Source organism: Bacillus sp. JAS24-2 (assembly GCF_008274905.1).
GTDB lineage: Bacteria > Bacillota > Bacilli > Bacillales > Bacillaceae_G > Bacillus_A > Bacillus_A cereus.
Window position 1 is genome coordinate 247,501 of sequence record NZ_CP031068.1, and the last position, 17,500, is coordinate 265,000.

Genomic DNA, 17,500 nt, shown 5'->3' on the forward strand with positions numbered 1-17,500 from the left:
AATGGAGGGACGCAGAAGGATAGAAGAAGCGTGCGATTGGTTGTGCACGTCCAAGCAGTTAGGCTGATAAGTAGGCAAATCCGCTTATCATAAAGGCTGAGCTGTGATGGGGAAGCTCCTTATGGAGCGAAGTCTTTGATTCCCCGCTGCCAAGAAAAGCTTCTAGCGAGATAAAAGGTGCCTGTACCGCAAACCGACACAGGTAGGCGAGGAGAGAATCCTAAGGTGTGCGAGAGAACTCTGGTTAAGGAACTCGGCAAAATGACCCCGTAACTTCGGGAGAAGGGGTGCTTTCTTAACGGAAAGCCGCAGTGAATAGGCCCAAGCGACTGTTTAGCAAAAACACAGCTCTCTGCGAAGCCGTAAGGCGAAGTATAGGGGGTGACACCTGCCCGGTGCTGGAAGGTTAAGGAGAGGGGTTAGCGTAAGCGAAGCTCTGAACTGAAGCCCCAGTAAACGGCGGCCGTAACTATAACGGTCCTAAGGTAGCGAAATTCCTTGTCGGGTAAGTTCCGACCCGCACGAAAGGTGTAACGATTTGGGCACTGTCTCAACCAGAGACTCGGTGAAATTATAGTACCTGTGAAGATGCAGGTTACCCGCGACAGGACGGAAAGACCCCGTGGAGCTTTACTGTAGCCTGATATTGAATTTTGGTACAGTTTGTACAGGATAGGCGGGAGCCATTGAAACCGGAGCGCTAGCTTCGGTGGAGGCGCTGGTGGGATACCGCCCTGACTGTATTGAAATTCTAACCTACGGGTCTTATCGACCCGGGAGACAGTGTCAGGTGGGCAGTTTGACTGGGGCGGTCGCCTCCTAAAGTGTAACGGAGGCGCCCAAAGGTTCCCTCAGAATGGTTGGAAATCATTCGTAGAGTGCAAAGGCATAAGGGAGCTTGACTGCGAGACCTACAAGTCGAGCAGGGACGAAAGTCGGGCTTAGTGATCCGGTGGTTCCGCATGGAAGGGCCATCGCTCAACGGATAAAAGCTACCCCGGGGATAACAGGCTTATCTCCCCCAAGAGTCCACATCGACGGGGAGGTTTGGCACCTCGATGTCGGCTCATCGCATCCTGGGGCTGTAGTCGGTCCCAAGGGTTGGGCTGTTCGCCCATTAAAGCGGTACGCGAGCTGGGTTCAGAACGTCGTGAGACAGTTCGGTCCCTATCCGTCGTGGGCGTAGGAAATTTGAGAGGAGCTGTCCTTAGTACGAGAGGACCGGGATGGACGCACCGCTGGTGTACCAGTTGTTCTGCCAAGGGCATAGCTGGGTAGCTATGTGCGGAAGGGATAAGTGCTGAAAGCATCTAAGCATGAAGCCCCCCTCAAGATGAGATTTCCCATAGCGTAAGCTAGTAAGATCCCTGAAAGATGATCAGGTTGATAGGTTCGAGGTGGAAGCATGGTGACATGTGGAGCTGACGAATACTAATAGATCGAGGACTTAACCATATAATATGTAGCAATGTTATCTAGTTTTGAAGGAATATGCCTTCAATAGTTTGGTGATGATGGCAGAGAGGTCACACCCGTTCCCATACCGAACACGGAAGTTAAGCTCTCTAGCGCCGATGGTAGTTGGGACCTTGTCCCTGTGAGAGTAGGACGTCGCCAAGCTATTTATATTGTCGCGGGGTGGAGCAGCACGGTAGCTCGTCGGGCTCATAACCCGAAGGTCGCAGGTTCAAATCCTGTCCCCGCAACCAAATGGTCCCGTGGTGTAGTGGTTAACATGCCTGCCTGTCACGCAGGAGATCGCCGGTTCGACCCCGGTCGGGACCGCCATTTCATATAAAGAAAAGAACGAAACAAGTTGTTTCGTATTTTTTTATTTGTTTTAACAAAAAACTAATAAAGACAGTCAAACTATCCTTAGGACAACTCCTAAGGACTTTTTTATATATTCAAAACCTGTATAATAAAGAGCAGAGAATATTGTGAGTAAAGTAGGTGAAGTCTGTGAGTAAATATGAAGTAACAACAAAATCTTCTGAGGCAACACAAAGGTTATCAGAAAAACTAGGTGAGCTCGTAGAGGCACAAGATGTAATTATTTTAGAAGGAGATCTTGGAGCTGGTAAGACGACTTTTACAAAGGGACTAGCAAAAGGTCTTGGAGTGAAAAGAGTTGTAAATAGTCCTACCTTTAATATCATTAAAGAATATAAAGGTAGGTTACCGCTATATCATATGGACGTGTATCGCTTAGCAGAAAGTGAAGAGGACTTAGGCTTTGATGAGTATTTCTACGGTGAAGGAATTACGGTAGTAGAATGGGCTCATTTAATAGAGGCATATTTACCAAATGAAAAGTTACAAATTAGTTTATTCCATGCTGGAGATGACACAAGAAAAATTATACTCGAGCCAATTGGAGATCGCTATATTAGATTATGTGAGGAGCTATTACAAGATGAAAGTACTAGCAATTGATACTTCAAATTACGTAATGGGTGTATCCCTTATTGAGGAAGGAAACGTAATTGGGGAAATCATTACAAATTTAACAAAAAACCATTCTGTACGTCTTATGCCAGCTGTAGAGAAACTGTTAAAAGAGTGTGGCGTAAAACCGAAGGAATTAACTAAAATCGTTGTAGCTGCTGGACCTGGATCCTATACAGGTGTTCGCATAGGCGTGACAGCGGCGAAAACATTAGCTTGGTCACTTCAAATACCAATTGTAGGTGTATCAAGTTTAGAGGTAGTAGCTGCAAACGGTGCTAACTTTAACGGGTTAATTTGTCCTTTATTTGATGGAAGACGTGGGCAAATTTATACTGGGTTATATACATATGAAGGAGAGCAGTTAACTTCAATAGAAGAAGACCGAATTATTCTTATTGTGGACTGGTTGCAAATGTTAAAAGATAAAGGACAACCTGTTTTATTTATCGGTAACGATGTTAAATTGCATAAAGAAACAATTATAGAACATTTAGGTGATCAAGCTGTATTCGCTCCATTTACTAAAAATAACCCAAGACCAAGTGAGCTAGCATTCTTAGGATTACAAAAAGAAGAACAAGATGTGCATACGTTTGTTCCAAGCTATCTTCGTTTAGCTGAAGCTGAAACAAAGTGGTTAGAAAGTCAAAACAAGTAGGAGCTTGCAGAAGATGGATATGATATTTAGAAAGATGGAGCTTGATGATATTGCTCAAATTGTAGCTATTGAAGAAGCGTCTTTTTCAACTCCTTGGACTGCAGATGCCTTTCACCGTGAATTAACGATGAATGAACATGCACATTATATTGTGTTAGAAAAAGATGGTCGTGTAGTCGGGTATTGTGGATTGTGGATAATTATTGATGAATCACATATAACAAATATAGCTATTTTGCCAGAATACCGAGGTCAAAAGTTAGGAGATGCCCTATTGAAAGGAGTTATTTCTGAAGCGAAAGAACTAGGGGTAAAAACAATGACACTTGAAGTACGTGTATCAAATGAAGTAGCAAAGCAGTTATACAGAAAATACGGATTTCAAAATGGTGGGATTCGTAAACGATACTATGCAGACAATCAGGAAGATGGTCTCGTAATGTGGGTGAATATATAATGGAAAAAAATACGATTATACTTGGTATTGAAACAAGTTGTGATGAAACAGCAGTAGCAGTTGTTAAAAATGGAACGGAAATTATTGCGAATGTCGTTGCATCACAAATTGAAAGTCATAAACGTTTTGGCGGCGTTGTACCAGAGATTGCATCCCGTCATCATGTAGAAGAAATTACAGTTGTGTTAGAAGAAGCTTTAAAGGAAGCAAACATCACATTTGATGATATTGATGCAATTGCTGTAACAGAAGGTCCTGGTTTAGTAGGAGCACTTCTAATTGGAGTAAATGCAGCGAAGGCAGTAGCGTTTGCACATGATATTCCGTTAGTCGGTGTTCATCATATTGCTGGTCATATTTATGCGAACCGTTTAGTAAAAGAAGTTCAATTCCCGTTATTATCACTTGTTGTATCTGGTGGGCATACGGAACTTGTTTATATGAAAGAACATGGTTCATTCGAAGTAATTGGTGAAACACGAGACGATGCAGCTGGAGAAGCATATGATAAAGTAGCTCGTACGTTATCTATGCCATATCCAGGTGGTCCTCATATTGATCGCCTTGCACATGAAGGAGAACCGACAATTGATTTGCCTCGTGCATGGCTAGAACCGGATTCATATGATTTTAGCTTTAGTGGATTGAAATCAGCAGTTATCAACACTGTGCATAACGCAAAACAACGCGGTATAGAAATTGCGCCAGAAGATTTAGCGGCAAGTTTCCAAGAAAGTGTAATAGATGTACTTGTAACGAAAGCAGCTCGTGCAGCAGAAGCTTATAATGTAAAGCAATTACTTCTTGCTGGTGGAGTAGCTGCTAATAAAGGACTTCGTGCGCGATTAGAAGAGGAATTTGCACAAAAAGAAAACATTGAATTAATTATTCCGCCGCTATCTTTATGCACAGATAATGCAGCGATGATTGCAGCGGCAGGGACAATTGCTTATGAACAAGGTAAGCGTGCAACATTAGCCTTAAATGCAAATCCAGGATTAGATATTGAAGCATAGTTATACACATAATTAACCACAGGTTGTGGATAAAACCCATATTGTCTGTTGATAATGTGGGTTTTATTGTGTATATAAAATGTTGATAACTTTTTTATTGATTGTGGATAATGTGGAAAAGTTATTTTAAGGTTTATTTTATAAAGGTGGATATGTGTATAAACTTGTGGATAAATAGGATGATGTCAGACCTTTGAGTTTGTTCTTTTTCGGGAAATAAAAAGTAAGAAGATATCCCCGAAAAACATTTTGAAACATCCCCCTATTATAGAAGATGCTAATATTGTCAATCTTTGTCGTTAAATCGATATTTCGTGTCGAATTGTTAATATATATAGGGTTACAATAGATATATTTGAAAAATCGTTGGTATATTCTAAGTTACGATTGATATACTCAAAAAATTGTTTCTGTATTAAAAGAAAAAAAGATGTCGCATAGTCAAAAATCCTGACTTATGAGACATCTTCCTTATTTAAATATGCTTATACATGCAGCTCTTCCCATTCTGCCATACAAGTTTCAAGTTGTTCTTGTAGCGTTTGCTTTTTAGTTGTAATTTCACTAGCTTTTTCATAATCTGCATATATTTCTGGTAAGCAAAGTTGATCTTCTAACGTAGCAATTTCTTCTTCTAATTCTAATATACTTTGTTCTAGCTCTTCAATTTTTCTAGTGCGTTGACGCTCTAGTTTTTTACGCTCTTTTTCTTCTAAATAATTTAATTTCTCTTGTGCAACCACCTTTTGAACAGGAATGTCACTTTCTTGCTGTTCAAGTTCTGCACGTTCAATCATTTCATTTTTCTTTTCAACGTAGTAATCGTAATCCCCTAAATATTCCTGTGCACCTTCTGTTGATAACTCAACCACAGTCGTTGTTACACGGTTAATAAAGTAGCGGTCATGTGAGACGAATAGAAGAGTCCCTGGATAATCAATTAAAGCATTCTCCAAAATTTCTTTACTGTTTAAATCAAGGTGGTTCGTAGGTTCATCTAGAATTAATAAATTTGATTTTTGCATCATAAGTTTTGCAAGAGCTAATCGAGCTTTTTGTCCACCACTAAGGGAAGATACTGGTTTCAGTACATCATCTCCTGTGAATAAAAAATTCCCGAGTATAGTACGGATTTCTTTTTCAGGTTGCAGTGGATATTCATCCCATAGTTCATTTAAAACCCGTTTAGAAGATGTTAAGTTTGCTTGTTCTTGATCATAATAACCAACAGATACATTTGATCCGAAAGAAACATCACCATTTAATAGTGGTAACTTATTCACAATAGACTTTAACAATGTGGATTTCCCAATTCCGTTTGGACCAACTAAAGCAACACTATCTCCGCGAGTTAAGCGCATAGTTACATGTTCAATTATAGGGTTCTCATCATAGCCGATGGTTGCATCATTTACTTGTAAAACATCATTTCCACTTTGCTTTTCAATATCGAAGTGGAATGATGCTGACTTAGAATCCCCTAATGGTCTCGTTAATAATTCCATTCTGTCTAGTTGTTTACGACGACTTTGAGCACGTTTCGTTGTAGAAGCGCGAGCTATATTCTTTTGAACGAAGTCCTCAAGTTTTGCGATTTCATCTTGTTGTTTTTCGTAACGTTTCATTTCTTGCTCATATAATGCTGATTTTAAGTCTAAATATTTACTGTAGTTACCAACAAATCGTCTGCTTTCTTTATTCGAAATTTCATATACTTGTGTAACGAGTTTGTCTAAGAAATAACGGTCATGTGAAACGATTAATATTGCGCCAGGATAACCTTGTAAATATTGCTCAAGCCACGTTAATGTTTCGATGTCTAAATGGTTTGTAGGCTCATCCAAAATAAGTAAGTCTGGTTTTGTTAATAATAATTTCCCGAGAGCTAATCTTGTTTTTTGCCCGCCGCTTAAAGTAGAGATCGTCGTCTGGTGCGTTTCAACTGGGAAGCCAAGGCCGCTTAAAATGGAGCGAATATCCGCTTCATATTGATATCCACCTTGATCTTTATAATTGAGTTGCAATTGGTCATAATCAGCTAACAATCTTTCATATGTAGCTTCGTTTGAAAAGTTTTCTTCTTTTCCCATTTCTTGCTCAAGCCTTCGAAGTTTTGTCTCCATTTGCTGTAAGTGGGTAAAGACGGTTAGCATTTCATCCCAAATTGTTAAAGACGTTTCTAGTCCAGTATTTTGAGCTAAATATCCGATTGAGACATCTTTCGGTTTTATAATTTCGCCACCATCATGAGATAATTCACCAGCGATAATTTTTAATAATGTAGATTTGCCTGCTCCATTCCTTCCAACTAATGCGATACGATCTTTTGTTTGTACTTCCAATTTTATGTTTGCAAGAATCGTTTCTGCACCGTATAATTTCGAAAGCGCGTTTACTTGTAATAAAATCAATGTTTTCACCTCAAATAATTTCTTAACTTTGCCATGTTTATATTTCTCAATCATACTAAAAATAGTGTATAGTTTAAAATAAAGAGAGAATACTTCTTCTCTTTATTATACAAGGAATTTAATGAGTGCTAAACTTCTGTATTTGATTAAAGTATATGAATAAAGATAGGAAGAGAGGAGAGGTCATATGGATCAGCAAAAGATTCCACAAGCCACTGCTAAAAGATTGCCTCTATACTATCGATTTATCCAAAACTTATCTCTTTCTGGTAAGCAGCGTGTTTCATCGGCCGAATTGAGTGAGGCAGTAAAAGTAGATTCCGCAACAATACGAAGAGATTTTTCGTATTTTGGAGCGTTAGGGAAAAAGGGATATGGATATAACGTAAATTATTTATTATCATTTTTCCGCGAAACACTTGATCAAGATGATATAACACGTGTAGCACTTATTGGAGTAGGTAATTTAGGGACCGCTTTCTTACATTATAATTTCACGAAAAACAATAATACAAAAATTGAAATGGCATTTGATGTTAGTGAAGAGAAAGTTGGAACAGAAATCGGGGGCATTCCTGTATATCATTTAGATGAATTAGAAGAGAGATTATCAAATGATATACAAGTGGCAATATTAACAGTACCGGCTACAGTAGCACAAGCTGTAGCAGATAGATTAGCTGAAACGAGCGTGCATGGTATTTTGAATTTCACACCAGCGCGATTAAACGTATCAGAGAATATTAGAATTCATCATATTGACTTAGCTGTAGAGTTACAAACATTAGTTTACTTTTTGAAAAACTATCCACAATAAAACGCAGAGGAAGCGACCTCTGCGTTTTATTATTGTTTCTTCTTTGTGAATTTAATTAATATAAGGCGAAGTGCCAAATTAAAATCAATTGTTGCCATAACTGCAAATAGTATTGTCCACATATTCCAGATTGTATCTGTCACGTTCGTAATGGCGAAGCGTGTAAAGATACATCCAAGAAGGAAGTATAGTGCAGCCATGAACAATGGTGAGTTTCTCATACAAAAAATCCTCCGATAAAGCCTTGCATTTTTTCAGCTTCTTTAATCATTTCTTGAATTTGTTCATTGCTCATAAAAATTTGCCCAATAGCGACCAATGTATTCATCGCAACATGAGCTGCAATCGGAACGATAATCCGTTTCGTCTTCACATATAAGAAGGCGAATACGAGCCCCATAGCAGTGTATACCAATAAATGAGTAAAATCAAAATGAATTGCTGCGAATACAAGCGAACTAATGATAGCTGCGATAAAGAAGTTAAACTTCTTATAAAGTGCACCAAATAAAATTTTTCTAAATACGATTTCTTCTAAGATAGGTCCAATTATAGATACAACAATAAGGAACCAAGGGGTCGTTCTTGCAATCTCCATCAGTTTCATTGTATTTTCTGAACCTTGTTTAATTCCTAGCAGCTGCATCTCGATCATACCGGCAACTATTTGTGAAAAGAAAGCTAAGAAGAACCCGATGAAAATCCATCCAATAGTAGCTGGAGCAGAAGAGCGCTTTGGATCTAAATGCCTGTCACGAATATCTGTTCTAAGTAACCAAAGTACGATACATAATGCAACAAAGAAGCTAATAATTGCCCAGTGTCCCGTTATGATTTGTCCTTTTTCCTCAATGGTAAATCCTCTATTATCATAGAGTCCTGTTTTTAGGAGAAGTGGCAATCCAACAACGCCAGATAACTGCATTAAAATGTATGTAACGATAATCCACCAGTATTGTTTCTTCAAATGGTTTAACCATCCTTTCTAACTATAGTGTATGAGATAAGTTAGGATAACATGTAAATATGCTACCTACGATATAAACCTCACTTGAATTATGTTTTTTTCGTAAATCCTTATTTGAAATTATAATAGAAGACAGGAGAAAGTTGTGTGTGTAGCGAAAACAACTTAGGGTGTCCTTTCATATTGTAACATACGAGCAGTGGAAACAACGATTCATATAGTAAAGGCAGTATTCTATATAGAAAGTTTATATAGTGATTTGCGAAAAAATTATGATTTTTTTACTTGCAAAAGAAATTGAGATTATTTATTATTATAAGTGTGTTAGCACTCGGATGACTTGAGTGCTAATAAAAGAAATTTACATAACAAAATGAGGAGGTTATTGTTCATGCTAAAGCCATTAGGTGATCGCGTTGTAATTGAGCTTGTTCAAGCAGAAGAAAAAACAGCAAGTGGTATCGTATTACCAGATACTGCAAAAGAAAAACCACAAGAGGGTAAAGTTGTTGCAGTAGGTACTGGTCGAGTGCTTGAGAATGGTGAGCGTGTTGCTTTAGAGGTAGCAGCAGGTGATCTTATCATCTTCTCAAAATATGCAGGTACTGAAGTGAAATATGAAGGTACAGACTACTTGATTTTACGTGAAAGTGACATTTTAGCAGTTATCGGTTAATTATATAAATCTTAAAAAATCCAAGGGGGTCAATTATTATGGCAAAAGATATTAAATTTAGTGAAGAAGCACGTCGTTCGATGCTTCGCGGTGTCGACACTCTTGCAAATGCAGTAAAAGTAACGCTTGGACCAAAAGGTCGTAACGTTGTTCTTGAGAAAAAATTCGGTTCACCACTTATTACAAATGACGGTGTAACAATCGCAAAAGAAATCGAATTAGAAGATGCATTCGAAAACATGGGTGCGAAACTAGTAGCAGAAGTTGCTAGCAAAACAAATGACGTAGCTGGTGACGGAACAACAACTGCAACTGTATTAGCGCAAGCTATGATTCGTGAAGGTCTTAAAAACGTAACAGCTGGTGCTAACCCAATGGGTCTTCGTAAAGGTATCGAAAAAGCTGTTACTGCTGCAATCGAAGAATTAAAAACGATTTCTAAACCAATCGAAGGCAAATCTTCTATCGCACAAGTAGCTGCTATTTCTGCAGCTGACGAAGAAGTAGGTCAATTAATCGCTGAAGCAATGGAGCGCGTTGGTAACGACGGCGTTATTACTTTAGAAGAATCTAAAGGCTTCACAACAGAATTAGACGTAGTAGAAGGTATGCAATTTGATCGTGGATATGCATCTCCTTACATGATTACTGATTCTGACAAAATGGAAGCAGTTCTTGATAACCCATACATCTTAATCACTGACAAAAAGATTTCTAACATTCAAGAAATCTTACCAGTATTAGAGCAAGTGGTACAACAAGGTAAACCACTTCTTATCATTGCTGAAGATGTAGAAGGCGAAGCGTTAGCTACATTAGTAGTGAACAAACTTCGTGGTACATTCAACGTAGTAGCTGTTAAAGCTCCTGGATTTGGTGACCGTCGTAAAGCAATGCTAGAAGATATCGCAATCTTAACAGGTGGCGAAGTAATCACTGAAGAATTAGGTCGTGACTTAAAATCTGCTACAGTTGAATCTTTAGGACGCGCTGGTAAAGTTGTTGTTACAAAAGAAAACACAACTGTAGTTGAAGGTGTAGGAAGCACAGAACAAATCGAAGCTCGCATCGGTCAAATCCGTGCGCAATTAGAAGAAACAACTTCTGAATTCGATCGTGAAAAATTACAAGAGCGTCTTGCAAAACTTGCAGGTGGCGTAGCGGTAATTAAAGTAGGTGCAGCAACTGAAACTGAGTTGAAAGAACGCAAACTTCGTATTGAAGATGCACTTAACTCAACTCGTGCAGCAGTAGAAGAAGGTATCGTTGCAGGTGGTGGTACTTCACTTATGAACGTATACACAAAAGTAGCTTCTATCGTAGCTGAAGGCGACGAAGCAACAGGTATCAACATCGTACTTCGCGCACTAGAAGAGCCAGTTCGTCAAATCGCAATCAACGCTGGTCTAGAAGGATCTGTAGTTGTAGAGCGTCTAAAAGGCGAAAAAGTAGGCGTTGGTTTCAACGCAGCTACTGGCGAATGGGTTAACATGCTTGAGTCTGGTATCGTAGATCCAGCTAAAGTAACTCGTTCTGCACTTCAAAACGCAGCATCTGTTGCAGCTATGTTCTTAACAACTGAAGCTGTAGTAGCTGACAAGCCAGAACCAAATGCACCAGCAATGCCTGACATGGGCGGCATGGGCATGGGTGGTATGGGCGGAATGATGTAATTCCGTTTGCCCTAAAAAACATCCATTTCTATATAGAAATGGATGTTTTTTTATGTTTTTTAGAAAAGGAAATGAATTTCTGTAGAATTTTGTCGCTTTCTCTCTTGACCATATTGATATTTCATTGTTAGAATCTAGGAAGATAATATAAAACGATCCTTCATATATCCTCAATGATATGGTTTGAGAGTCTCTACCGGGTTACCGCAAACAACCTGACTATGAAGGCAGTGTGTCTTATATTTATAAAGAGCGGAGACTATCTTTCTTTATAAAGCCAGACCCCTGCCTTTTCTTTGTTATGAGACTAGAGGCGGAGGACTGGCTTTTTTTATTATATTGGTAATGCTTTTCGCCAAATTGGTGAAAATATTTATATACGAGAACTAACGTTGGGGTGATTATTTTGAAGAAACAACACGATACAATTATCGTTTTAGATTTTGGAAGTCAATACAATCAGTTAATAGCACGTCGAATTCGTGAGTTCGGTGTATACAGTGAACTTCATCCACATACAATTACTGCAGAAGAAATTAAAGCAATGAATCCAAAAGGGATTATTTTCTCTGGTGGACCAAATAGCGTATACGGTGAAGGTGCATTACATTGTGATGAAAAAATCTTTGAACTAGGTTTACCAATCTTCGGTATTTGTTACGGTATGCAGCTTATGACGCAACACTTCGGTGGTAAAGTAGAGCGTGCAAATCACCGTGAGTACGGAAAAGCTGTTCTTAAAGTAGAGAACGAATCAAAATTATATGCGAACCTTCCAGAAGAGCAAGTTGTATGGATGAGCCATGGTGACTTAGTAACTGGTTTACCTGAAGGATTCGTAGTAGACGCAACAAGTGAGTCTTGTCCAATTGCTGGTATGAGCAATGAAGACAAAAACTTATACGGTGTACAATTCCACCCAGAAGTACGTCACTCTGAGCACGGTAACGATTTAATTAAAAACTTCGTATTTGGCGTATGTGGTTGTTCTGAAGGATGGAACATGGAGAACTTTATCGAAGTAGAATTAGAAAAAATTCGTGAAACTGTTGGAGACAAAAAAGTCCTATGCGCACTTAGTGGCGGTGTAGACTCTTCTGTTGTAGCAGTATTAATTCATAAAGCAATCGGCGACCAGTTAACATGTATTTTCGTTGACCACGGTTTACTTCGTAAAGGCGAAGCAGAAGGCGTTATGAAAACATTTAGCGAAGGCTTCCATATGAACGTTATTAAAGTGGATGCAAAAGAACGCTTCATGGACAAGTTAAAAGGTGTAGAAGATCCAGAACAAAAACGTAAAATCATCGGTAACGAATTCATTTACGTTTTTGATGATGAAGCGTCAAAATTACAAGGTATGGACTTCTTAGCGCAAGGTACACTTTACACAGATATCGTTGAGAGTGGTACAGCAACTGCGCAAACAATTAAATCTCACCATAACGTTGGTGGACTTCCAGAAGACATGCAGTTCAAATTAATTGAGCCTTTAAACACGTTATTTAAAGACGAAGTACGTGTATTAGGATCTGAATTAGGAATTCCTGATGAAATCGTATGGCGTCAACCATTCCCAGGACCTGGTCTTGGTATTCGTGTATTAGGTGAAATTACAGAAGAGAAATTAGAAATCGTTCGTGAATCTGATGCGATTTTACGCGAAGAAATTATTAAAGCGGGCTTAGACCGCGAAATCTGGCAATACTTCACTGCGCTTCCTGGTATGCGTAGCGTAGGTGTTATGGGTGACGAGCGTACTTACGATTACACAGTAGGTATCCGCGCGGTAACATCTATCGACGGTATGACAGCTGACTGGGCACGTATCCCTTGGGACGTATTAGAGAAAATCTCTGTACGTATCGTAAACGAAGTAAAACACGTTAACCGTATCGTGTATGATGTAACGAGTAAGCCACCAGCAACTATTGAGTGGGAATAGTATTTATAAAAAGGTCCATCTATTGCTTATGCATAGATGGATCTTTTTATTTTGGTATTAATACGAACGAAACTATAAAAGTTTATGAAAATGTTCGTTTTTAAATTGACAAAACTACTTCACCGAGTTAATATGATTATGTAATTCAAACGAAAAGTGAATATTATAGCCGTCGTATAATATCGGGGATATGGCCCGAAAGTTTCTACCTAGCTACCGTAAATGGCTTGACTACGAGGCGTTTGTATAAAGATGAGGGGAAACTTGTCTTTGTTTATAGAACGCTTCCATGTATATATGCAATGGAAGCGTTTTTTATTTCTCGGGATAAAAGAGGGCTAGGGTGAAATACGGCGAGTAATCATATAACGGGGGAAACATAGGATGAAACGCTATTTTCAGTTTGATGAGCTCGGTACGAATTATAAGACTGAGTTCATAGCAGGGTTAACGACATTTCTATCTATGGCTTACGTACTATTTGTCAATCCTGCTACGCTGTCGCTTGGAAATGTTAAAGGGTTACCAGCAGGTACAGGGATGGATCCAGGTGCAGTATTCGTTGCTACGGCATTAGCGGCAGCGATCGGTTCGTTAATTATGGGTATTTTCGCGAAGTATCCAATTGCTTTAGCGCCAGGTATGGGGATTAACGCGTTCTTTGCTTATACAGCAGTATTAACGATGGGTATTCCGTGGCAAACGGCCATTGCCGGAACATTAATGTCAGGTATTATCTTTATTATTCTTACTGCTTCAGGTATTCGTGAAAAAATCATTAATGCAATTCCATCGGAGTTAAAGTTTGCAGTAGCAGCAGGTATTGGATTATTCATTGCTTTCCTTGGATTCCAAAATGCCGGAATTATCGTGAAAAACGATGCGGTTCTTGTTGGGTTGGGGGACTTAACAAAGGGCACAACGTTACTAGCAATCTTCGGGGTTGTTACTACGATCATCTTCATGATTAAGAAAGTTAATGGTGCAGTATTCTACGGTATGATTCTTACAGCGATCTTAGGAGTTGCAACAGGATTAATTGATACTCCGAAAGCTGTAGTGGGAGCAATACCGAGTCTAGAACCAACGTTCGGTGTGGCGTTAACGCACTTCGGCGATATTTTCACAGTTCAAATGGGGATTGTTATTATAACGTTCTTCTTTATAGATTTCTTTGATACAGCAGGTACGCTTGTAGCGGTTGCGAATCAAGCAGGATTAATGAAGAACAATAAATTACCACGTGCAGGAAAAGCGTTATTTGCAGATGCGATTGCAACTGTAATTGGTGCGATCTTGGGTACATCAACAACAACGTCTTACATTGAATCGTCTGCAGGGGTAGCAGCGGGAGGACGTTCTGGATTTACAGCAGTTGTAACAGCAGGATTCTTCTTACTGGCACTATTCTTTTCGCCATTATTAAGTGTTGTAACGCCAGCTGTAACGGCACCGGCTTTAATTATTGTAGGAATCTTGATGGTTTCTTCCTTAGGGGAAATTGATTGGAAGAAATTCGAGATTGCAGTACCAGCATTCTTTACAATTATCTCTATGCCACTTACGTATAGTATCGCAACTGGGATTGCCATTGGATTTATCTTCTATCCAATTACAATGGTTGTGAGTGGTCGTCGTAAAGAGGTTCATCCGATTATGTATGTTATGGGAGTTTTATTCGTACTATATTTCATCTACGTTCGTAAATAAAAGGGGTTTTTTAAAGGTCTAGACTTAAGGGGAGTCTAGACCTTTTTGCGTCTTCAGAAAATCTTAAGGATTTCCGAGCGTTTTTCTTCAGAAGTTTTCCTATAATAGAAGTTAGGGATTAAAAAAGTGATGGGGGAGATATTGTGGCACACGAAACAATACTTGTCGTAGATGATGAAAAAGAAATTCGGAATTTAATTACAATCTATTTAAAGAATGAAGGATATAAAGTATTACAAGCAGGAGACGGAGAAGAAGGATTACGTCTATTGGAAGAAAATGAAATACATCTAGTCGTATTAGATATTATGATGCCGAAAGTGGATGGTATTCATATGTGTATGAAGGTAAGGGAAGCGAAAGAAATGCCTATTATTATGCTTTCTGCCAAAACGCAAGATATGGATAAGATTTTAGGATTAACAACAGGGGCAGATGATTACGTAACGAAGCCCTTTAATCCATTAGAGTTAATTGCACGAATTAAATCTCAGTTACGCCGTTATATGAAAATGAATGGTTTCGCTGTCCAAAATGAGGACGAGTTAGAAATTGGGGAGATGAAAATCAACATCTCGACCCATAAAGTTGTTGTAGAGGGAGAAGAAGTGAAACTAACTCCGAGGGAATTTTCAATTTTAGAATTGCTAGCTAGAAATCCAGGTATGGTGTTTAGTGCGGAGCAAATTTATGAAAAGGTGTGGAACGAACGATCTTTCCAGTCTGATAATACTGTAATGGTGCACATTCGGAAAGTGCGTGAAAAGATTGAGGAGAATCCAAGGAAACCTAGATATATAAAAACAGTATGGGGAGTGGGGTATAAGATTGAAAAAGATATTTAATCCGTTTACTTATATAAGGAAAATAAGAGAATTAATTGAGAAATTAGTAAAGAGCGTACGAAAGAGTATAAGGATTCAATTGATTACTACTTTTGCTGCTTGTGCGTTATTAGGAGTTTTGTCAGCGAAGGGAGCTGCGCCATTTTTTGAGAATGCGAATCGTCAAGCAACTATCGATTATCGGGCTGGTATGGAACAAATTAATCACCAAGCTCAAGGAGCGGCAAATAGTTCGGTTCATGAAAATAAATTAGAAGCTATATCAAATATGATCGAAATGGAGAACCAAAATTTAGAGCAAGGGTCTAGAGCTTTAAAGATATTGGTTACTGATGAAAGTGGTAAAGTTTTATATAAAACAAAGCAAGCGCAAGAAGAGCAAATCGATTTGCATAATACGATTCGTAATGCAGCATCATTTGCGATTAATTATACAGATGGTAGAAATGTATTTGAAAGTACAAGAAAAGAGTTTATATCTTTTTCACCTATTACTATTGAAGGAAAGAATTTGTACATGTTTGTTAGCGGAATTCCAGAGGGAGAGGTAATGTATGATACGAAAGAAGGGCCATTCCCGTTTTTAATTGGTGTTCTTGTATTCATTTTCTCTTTCTTCTATATAACAAAGAGAAAGATGAAGCAGATTGAAGCAATGGCACAAGGTGTAAAGGAAATAGAAAGAGGCAACTTAGCGTACCGCATTGAGAAAAAAGGTGAAGATGAGATTGCAGCTTTAACTGAGAATATTAATAATATGGCAGAAGAGCTTATGAATAATATAGAAAAGGAACGTAAATTAGAGAAGCAAAAGAATGAGCTTATTACGAATGTATCTCACGATTTACGCACACCGCTGACTTCTATTATGGGCTACTTACGATTACTTCGAGATTCTAAATATGAAAATAAAGAACAACACGATGAGTATACGAGAATTGCTTTTGCAAAGTCGGAGCAGTTAAAAAATTTAATAGAAGATTTATTTGAGTATACGAAGTTAACAAATGAACAAGTTGTATTAGAAAAACAGGAAGTTTGTATGAATGAGCTACTCGAGCAATTAATAGAAGAGTTAGTACCGCAGGCGGAAGAACATGGACTTACGTTTGTTAAGAAGTTTCCTGAGGAACGTGCTTATGCATCGATTGATTCGGAAAAGATGGTTCGTGTATTTGATAATTTACTAATGAATGCGATTAAGTATAGTAAAGATGATGCAGATATAAAAGTTTCTCTTCAAAGGCAGCGTAGGGATATACAAATTGTAATTGCGAATCATAGTGAAGAGTTTACGAGAGAAGAGTTAGCGAATTTGTTTGAACGTTTCTATAAGAAGGATCAATCTCGAAGTAGAGTAACGGAAGGGTCGGGACTCGGTTTAGCGATTGCGAAAAGTATTGTTGAGTTACAAGGTGGTAGTATTCGAGCGGAATATAGGGATGGTATTATTCAATTTATCGTTTCGTTACCAATTATAGAAAAATAATAAATGAATAGAATGATATGTGATAAAAAGGCTTATTTTAAAAGAAATAAGCCTTTTTATATTTTTTATAAAAACATATTGACGATTAGAGCTTAGAGGTGTAATATAGAACAAGTCGCCGATGACAATAACGTCGCAAGCGACAAATGAAATAAAAAAACTTAGTTGACATTAACTAACGAAGATGTTAACATAAGGAAGTCGCAAATGAGCGACCAAGTAGTTCTTTGAAAACTGAACGAAACAAACAACGTGAAACGTCAATTTTTATTTTAGATGCTAGACAAACTAACTTTATTGGAGAGTTTGATCCTGGCTCAGGATGAACGCTGGCGGCGTGCCTAATACATGCAAGTCGAGCGAATGGATTAAGAGCTTGCTCTTA

The 17,500-nt window shown here is 38.5% G+C and carries 14 protein-coding genes, 2 tRNA genes, 3 rRNA genes and 2 riboswitches (2 of these 21 running past the window's edge); of the genes, 16 read left to right on the plus strand and 3 right to left on the minus strand.

The window, feature by feature from the left end; all coding sequences use genetic code 11:
* The 8 genes from DN407_RS01455 to tsaD form a co-directional block, all read left to right on the plus strand.
* Window positions 1-1,455 (plus strand): 23S ribosomal RNA (locus DN407_RS01455); it begins 1,467 nt to the left of the window's first position.
* Between the two features lie 49 nt (window positions 1,456-1,504).
* A 5S ribosomal RNA gene (gene rrf / locus DN407_RS01460) occupies window positions 1,505-1,620 on the plus strand.
* Between the two features lie 12 nt (window positions 1,621-1,632).
* Window positions 1,633-1,709 (plus strand) — tRNA-Met (locus DN407_RS01465).
* A gap of 3 nt (window positions 1,710-1,712) precedes the next feature.
* A tRNA-Asp gene (locus tag DN407_RS01470) sits at window positions 1,713-1,788 on the plus strand.
* Between the two features lie 174 nt (window positions 1,789-1,962).
* On the plus strand, window positions 1,963-2,436 hold the full coding sequence (gene tsaE / locus DN407_RS01475; protein ID WP_149215950.1) for a tRNA (adenosine(37)-N6)-threonylcarbamoyltransferase complex ATPase subunit type 1 TsaE: 474 nt from the start codon (window positions 1,963-1,965) through the stop codon (window positions 2,434-2,436).
* Complete coding sequence (tsaB, locus tag DN407_RS01480) at window positions 2,417-3,109, plus strand: tRNA (adenosine(37)-N6)-threonylcarbamoyltransferase complex dimerization subunit type 1 TsaB (RefSeq protein ID WP_000865753.1); 693 nt, start codon at window positions 2,417-2,419, stop codon at window positions 3,107-3,109. The genes tsaE and tsaB overlap by 20 nt, the downstream gene beginning before the upstream one ends.
* A gap of 13 nt (window positions 3,110-3,122) precedes the next feature.
* Window positions 3,123-3,566, plus strand: coding sequence for a ribosomal protein S18-alanine N-acetyltransferase (rimI, locus tag DN407_RS01485; protein ID WP_149215951.1), 444 nt, complete (start codon window positions 3,123-3,125; stop codon window positions 3,564-3,566).
* Window positions 3,566-4,582, plus strand: a complete 1,017-nt coding sequence (gene tsaD, locus DN407_RS01490; protein ID WP_000414585.1) for a tRNA (adenosine(37)-N6)-threonylcarbamoyltransferase complex transferase subunit TsaD — start codon at window positions 3,566-3,568, stop codon at window positions 4,580-4,582. Before rimI ends, tsaD begins: the two co-directional genes overlap by 1 nt.
* 485 nt (window positions 4,583-5,067) lie before the next feature.
* Here tsaD and DN407_RS01495 read toward each other — a convergent pair whose 3' ends face one another.
* Window positions 5,068-6,993 (minus strand): ABC-F family ATP-binding cassette domain-containing protein, encoded by a 1,926-nt coding sequence (locus DN407_RS01495; protein WP_000602145.1) that lies wholly within the window; start codon window positions 6,991-6,993, stop codon window positions 5,068-5,070.
* Between the two features lie 187 nt (window positions 6,994-7,180).
* Between DN407_RS01495 and DN407_RS01500 the strand changes: the two genes are divergently transcribed.
* Window positions 7,181-7,810, plus strand: a complete 630-nt coding sequence (locus tag DN407_RS01500; protein WP_000372699.1) for a redox-sensing transcriptional repressor Rex — start codon at window positions 7,181-7,183, stop codon at window positions 7,808-7,810.
* A 29-nt stretch (window positions 7,811-7,839) separates the two neighbouring features.
* Here DN407_RS01500 and DN407_RS01505 read toward each other — a convergent pair whose 3' ends face one another.
* Together DN407_RS01505 and DN407_RS01510 are read right to left on the minus strand one after the other, a co-directional pair.
* Window positions 7,840-8,031, minus strand: coding sequence for a YdiK family protein (locus DN407_RS01505; RefSeq protein WP_001246200.1), 192 nt, complete (start codon window positions 8,029-8,031; stop codon window positions 7,840-7,842).
* Window positions 8,028-8,777 (minus strand): CPBP family intramembrane glutamic endopeptidase, encoded by a 750-nt coding sequence (locus tag DN407_RS01510; protein WP_000745326.1) that lies wholly within the window; start codon window positions 8,775-8,777, stop codon window positions 8,028-8,030. The genes DN407_RS01505 and DN407_RS01510 overlap by 4 nt, the downstream gene beginning before the upstream one ends.
* A 391-nt stretch (window positions 8,778-9,168) precedes the next feature.
* Between DN407_RS01510 and groES the strand changes: the two genes are divergently transcribed.
* The 7 genes from groES to DN407_RS01545 all read left to right on the plus strand — a co-directional run.
* Window positions 9,169-9,453, plus strand: coding sequence for a co-chaperone GroES (gene groES / locus DN407_RS01515; protein WP_000917311.1), 285 nt, complete (start codon window positions 9,169-9,171; stop codon window positions 9,451-9,453).
* 38 nt (window positions 9,454-9,491) lie between these two features.
* Window positions 9,492-11,126, plus strand: coding sequence for a chaperonin GroEL (gene groL / locus DN407_RS01520; RefSeq protein ID WP_001029993.1), 1,635 nt, complete (start codon window positions 9,492-9,494; stop codon window positions 11,124-11,126).
* A 140-nt stretch (window positions 11,127-11,266) separates the two neighbouring features.
* Window positions 11,267-11,368, plus strand: a riboswitch (purine riboswitch).
* A gap of 164 nt (window positions 11,369-11,532) precedes the next feature.
* Window positions 11,533-13,071 carry a glutamine-hydrolyzing GMP synthase gene (gene guaA, locus DN407_RS01525; protein ID WP_149215952.1) on the plus strand — a complete coding sequence of 513 codons (1,539 nt, stop codon included), beginning with the start codon at window positions 11,533-11,535 and terminating at the stop codon, window positions 13,069-13,071.
* Between the two features lie 152 nt (window positions 13,072-13,223).
* Window positions 13,224-13,325, plus strand: a riboswitch (purine riboswitch).
* Window positions 13,326-13,455: 130 nt separating this feature from the next.
* Window positions 13,456-14,781, plus strand: coding sequence for an NCS2 family permease (locus DN407_RS01530; RefSeq protein WP_000833096.1), 1,326 nt, complete (start codon window positions 13,456-13,458; stop codon window positions 14,779-14,781).
* 143 nt (window positions 14,782-14,924) lie between these two features.
* Window positions 14,925-15,626 (plus strand): response regulator transcription factor, encoded by a 702-nt coding sequence (locus DN407_RS01535; RefSeq protein WP_000929880.1) that lies wholly within the window; start codon window positions 14,925-14,927, stop codon window positions 15,624-15,626.
* Window positions 15,610-17,115, plus strand: coding sequence for an aminopeptidase AmpS (ampS, locus tag DN407_RS01540; protein ID WP_000719210.1), 1,506 nt, complete (start codon window positions 15,610-15,612; stop codon window positions 17,113-17,115). The genes DN407_RS01535 and ampS overlap by 17 nt, the downstream gene beginning before the upstream one ends.
* Before the next feature lie 294 nt (window positions 17,116-17,409).
* Window positions 17,410-17,500, plus strand: a 16S ribosomal RNA gene (locus tag DN407_RS01545); it runs 1,461 nt beyond the window's last position.

Bases quoted from the DNA above. Each gene is read 5' to 3' on its own strand.
- DN407_RS01505 (WP_001246200.1), bottom strand. From the start codon at position 8,031: ATGAGAAACTCACCATTGTTCATGGCTGCACTATACTTCCTTCTTGGA.
- groES (WP_000917311.1), top strand. From the start codon at position 9,169: ATGCTAAAGCCATTAGGTGATCGCGTTGTAATTGAGCTTGTTCAAGCA.
- tsaD (WP_000414585.1), top strand. From the start codon at position 3,566: ATGGAAAAAAATACGATTATACTTGGTATTGAAACAAGTTGTGATGAA.
- DN407_RS01530 (WP_000833096.1), top strand. From the start codon at position 13,456: ATGAAACGCTATTTTCAGTTTGATGAGCTCGGTACGAATTATAAGACT.
- rimI (WP_149215951.1), top strand. From the start codon at position 3,123: ATGGATATGATATTTAGAAAGATGGAGCTTGATGATATTGCTCAAATT.
- groL (WP_001029993.1), top strand. From the start codon at position 9,492: ATGGCAAAAGATATTAAATTTAGTGAAGAAGCACGTCGTTCGATGCTT.
- DN407_RS01500 (WP_000372699.1), top strand. From the start codon at position 7,181: ATGGATCAGCAAAAGATTCCACAAGCCACTGCTAAAAGATTGCCTCTA.
- tsaB (WP_000865753.1), top strand. From the start codon at position 2,417: ATGAAAGTACTAGCAATTGATACTTCAAATTACGTAATGGGTGTATCC.